The sequence below is a fragment of the Arthrobacter sp. Y3225116 genome, from assembly GCF_059091245.1.
The window spans coordinates 1-2,937 of record NZ_JBNHGL010000304.1 but is presented as its reverse complement, the minus strand read 5'-3'; the positions used below and the strand labels follow the sequence as shown (position 1 = coordinate 2,937).

At 70.1% G+C, this 2,937-nt stretch carries 3 protein-coding genes and 1 riboswitch; of the genes, 2 read left to right on the top strand and 1 reads right to left on the bottom strand.

Going from position 1 to position 2,937, the window contains the following annotated elements; genetic code table 11:
• A partial coding sequence (locus tag AC5RV2_RS16510) for an alpha/beta hydrolase (protein WP_494093234.1) occupies positions 1 to 913 on the top strand: 913 nt, incomplete at its 5' end.
• 135 nt (positions 914 to 1,048) lie between these two features.
• Positions 1,049 to 2,038, top strand: a complete 990-nt coding sequence (locus tag AC5RV2_RS16505) for an aldo/keto reductase (protein WP_494093233.1) — start codon at positions 1,049 to 1,051, stop codon at positions 2,036 to 2,038.
• Between the two features lie 50 nt (positions 2,039 to 2,088).
• On the opposite strand, the gene AC5RV2_RS16500 is transcribed toward AC5RV2_RS16505, so the two are convergent.
• On the bottom strand, positions 2,089 to 2,595 hold the full coding sequence (locus AC5RV2_RS16500) for a flavin reductase family protein (RefSeq protein WP_494093232.1): 507 nt from the start codon (positions 2,593 to 2,595) through the stop codon (positions 2,089 to 2,091).
• A gap of 52 nt (positions 2,596 to 2,647) precedes the next feature.
• Positions 2,648 to 2,762: riboswitch (SAM riboswitch) on the bottom strand.
• Between the last annotated feature and the right edge of the window lie 175 nt (positions 2,763 to 2,937).

Genomic DNA, 2,937 nt, shown 5'->3' with positions numbered 1-2,937 from the left:
GCCGCTGGCGGTGCTGCTGCGGGTGCTGTCCGAACGGGACGGGCGGCGCACGGCCCGCGCCATGGCCCGGCACGTGCCGGACGGCATCAGCGAAGTGTTGGATCAGGAATACCTCAGCAACCACGGGCATACACGCCTGGACGTGTTCTTCCCGGACAAGACGGCCGAGGATTCGCTGCGCCTTCCGACAATTGTCTGGATCCACGGCGGGGCCTGGATCTCCGGCACCAAGAACGACGTCGCCAATTACCTTCGGATCATCGCCTCCTACGGCTTCACCGCCGTGGGCGTGGACTATTCGCTGGCCCACGTGCGCCGCTACCCGGCGCCGGTGCGCCAGACGGCCGCCGCGCTGCGCTACCTGGAACACAATGCCGACCGGCTGCACATCGATACCGAGCGGATCGTGCTGGCCGGGGACTCGGCGGGCGCGCAAATTGCTGCGCAACTGGCGCTGGTCATCGCCGACCCAGACTATGCCAAAAGGCTGGGCATCGCCTCGCCCATGAAGCCGGAACGGCTGCGCGCGGTGCTGCTGCACTGCGGGGCGTACGACCTCTCGCTCGCCGGGGCGGACCAGGCCGGGAACCAGAACTACCTGCGCACGGTGCTGTGGTCCTACACCGGGGCCAAGGACTATCTGGAGCGTCCGTACGTCGCGCTGGCCTCCGTGGCCCGGCATGTGGGCGCCGACTACCCGCCGGCTTTCGTTTCCGCGGGCAACACCGACCCGTTGCTGCCGCACTCGCTCGGGCTGGTCGAAGCGCTGCGGATCAAGGGCGCGGCCGTGGAGGAGTTCTTCCCCCAAACCGAGGCCGGCCTGGGGCACCAGTTCCAGTTCAACCTGGAGTTGGAAGCGGCGTGGCAGGTGCTGGAGCGCAGCGTGGCGTTCCTCCGCCGCCACACCGGTTGACGCTGGCGGAGTTGAACCGGCGCCCCGCAGCGGGGAGGGTTCTTCGGCGTCCGCATCACCCGGGGCCGACGCCGGTGCCTGCCCGGGCGCCGCCGTCGTACGCTGGAAACCTGCCCAGTGAAGGGGGAACTGTCAATGGACGACGCCGGATCGCGCCTCATTTTCGGCTGCATGGGGCTGGGCGGTGGCTGGGGGAGCGGGCCGCTGGAAGCGGCCGACGTGGCGGCCGCGCACGCGGCCGTGGCGGCGGCGCTGGAGGCCGGGATCACGACGTTCGACCACGCCGACATCTACGCCCACGGCAAGGCCGAGGCGGCGTTCGGGCGGGTGCTGGCGGAAAGTCCCGAGCTGCGCGACTCGATCCGGCTGCAGGGCAAATGCGGCATCCGGCTGCCGGTCCCCGGCCTGGTCGGGCACTACGACTCCTCGCGGGAAGCCATCCTGGCCCGCACCGACGAGAGCCTGCGCCGGCTGCACACCGATCACCTGGATACGCTGCTGATCCACCGGCCGGATCCGCTGGCGCCGGCCGAAGAGATCGCCGCGGCCTTCAATGAGCTTCGAATGGCGGGGAAGGTCCGCCGCCTTGGTGTCTCGAACATGTCCGGCGAACAGATGCGCTGGCTGCAGGCGGCGCTGGATGAACCGCTGGCGGTGAACCAGCTGGAGATGAGCCTGTACCGACGCGACTGGCTGGAGTCGGGGGTGCTGGTGAACCACCCGGAGGGAACGGGGATCAGCTTCCCGCACGGCACCCTGGAATACTGCGCCGCCCACGGGGTGGAGCTGCAGGCCTGGGGCGCGCTGGCACAGGGCCGGTACAGCGGGCGTGCGGCAGCGGAGGCCGCGACACCGGATGCTTCCGCGCCCGGGGATGCCACACCCCCGGCCGACCATGCAACGGCAGCCCTGGTCACGGAACTTGCCCGGGACAAGGGCTGCCCGCCCGAAGCCGTGGTGCTGGGCTGGCTGCTGCGGCATCCGGTAGGCATCCGGCCGGTCGTCGGCACCAGCAGCCCGGACCGGATCCGGGCCTGTGCCGAGGCGGAGGCGGTTGGAGCAGCGATGACCCGCGAGGAGTGGTACTCCCTGTGGGTGGCGGCCCGAGGCAGGCCGCTGCCGTAGCTGCCAGCGGCCCGCCCAGCTGGCTGCGGGCTGGGCCGGGACCAAGCGTCCTAGACGAAGGCCGGCTGTTCCAACCGGCGGAATGAGGAATCGTGGAAGACGAGCGGCTCGTGCGTGCCGTCGTGCGTGGACAGGCCGTGCACCTGCAGCAGCACGACGTGGTGGTCCCCGGCCGGGACTTCCTGGTGCACCGAGCAGTCCAGCCAGAGCGCCGCGTCGTTGAGGAAAAGCGCGCCGTCGTCCGTGCCGTGCAGGCTCAGGCCGGCAAAGCGGTCCCCGTTCTTGGACGCGATCTGGCGGCAGACGCCGTCGTGCCCGGTGCCGAGCACCGAGACGCCGATCCGGTCGGCCCGGCGGACCAGCGGCCAGGTCCGTGACGTGTTTTGCACGGCGAACATCACCAGCGGCGGCTCGAGGGAGACCCCCACGGTGAACGAGGAGGCGACGATGCCCTGCGGCTCGCCGTCGATGGTCGCGCACAGCGCCGCGATGCCCGAGGGGAAGCGGCCGAAGGCGGAGCGCAACGTGTTGGGGGTCAGGTCATGGTGTAGCGACATGGCGTCCTTGGGGCTTGGGCGCATCCGCTGCGGCCGAGCTGCTGCGGGTGGATACGCGTACTTGCCTGCCGACATGCCCGGCGGGCCGAATCATCACCTGGAGCACCCCGCTACGGTAGAGGGTTGCCGGCCAACCAGCCAGGGCTGTGAAGTTGGCGCTCTTGATTCGTCTCCACGCTAAGAGCGGGGAAGGGCCTGGGTCAAACGCCGGTAACAGTTCGTCAAATGCAGCGTTTTACCCGCGGCAGCCGCGCGACGTCGAGCGCCGGTTCGTAACGTCTGGGAGGCACGGCTACTTCGCCGCCGTCTCGGGCTGCAGTTCCGCCGGCAGCTCGGGGAACG

Coding starts and splice junctions, on each gene's coding strand:
- AC5RV2_RS16500 (WP_494093232.1), bottom strand. CDS start 2,595: ATGTCGCTACACCATGACCTGACCCCCAACACGTTGCGCTCCGCCTTC.
- AC5RV2_RS16505 (WP_494093233.1), top strand. CDS start 1,049: ATGGACGACGCCGGATCGCGCCTCATTTTCGGCTGCATGGGGCTGGGC.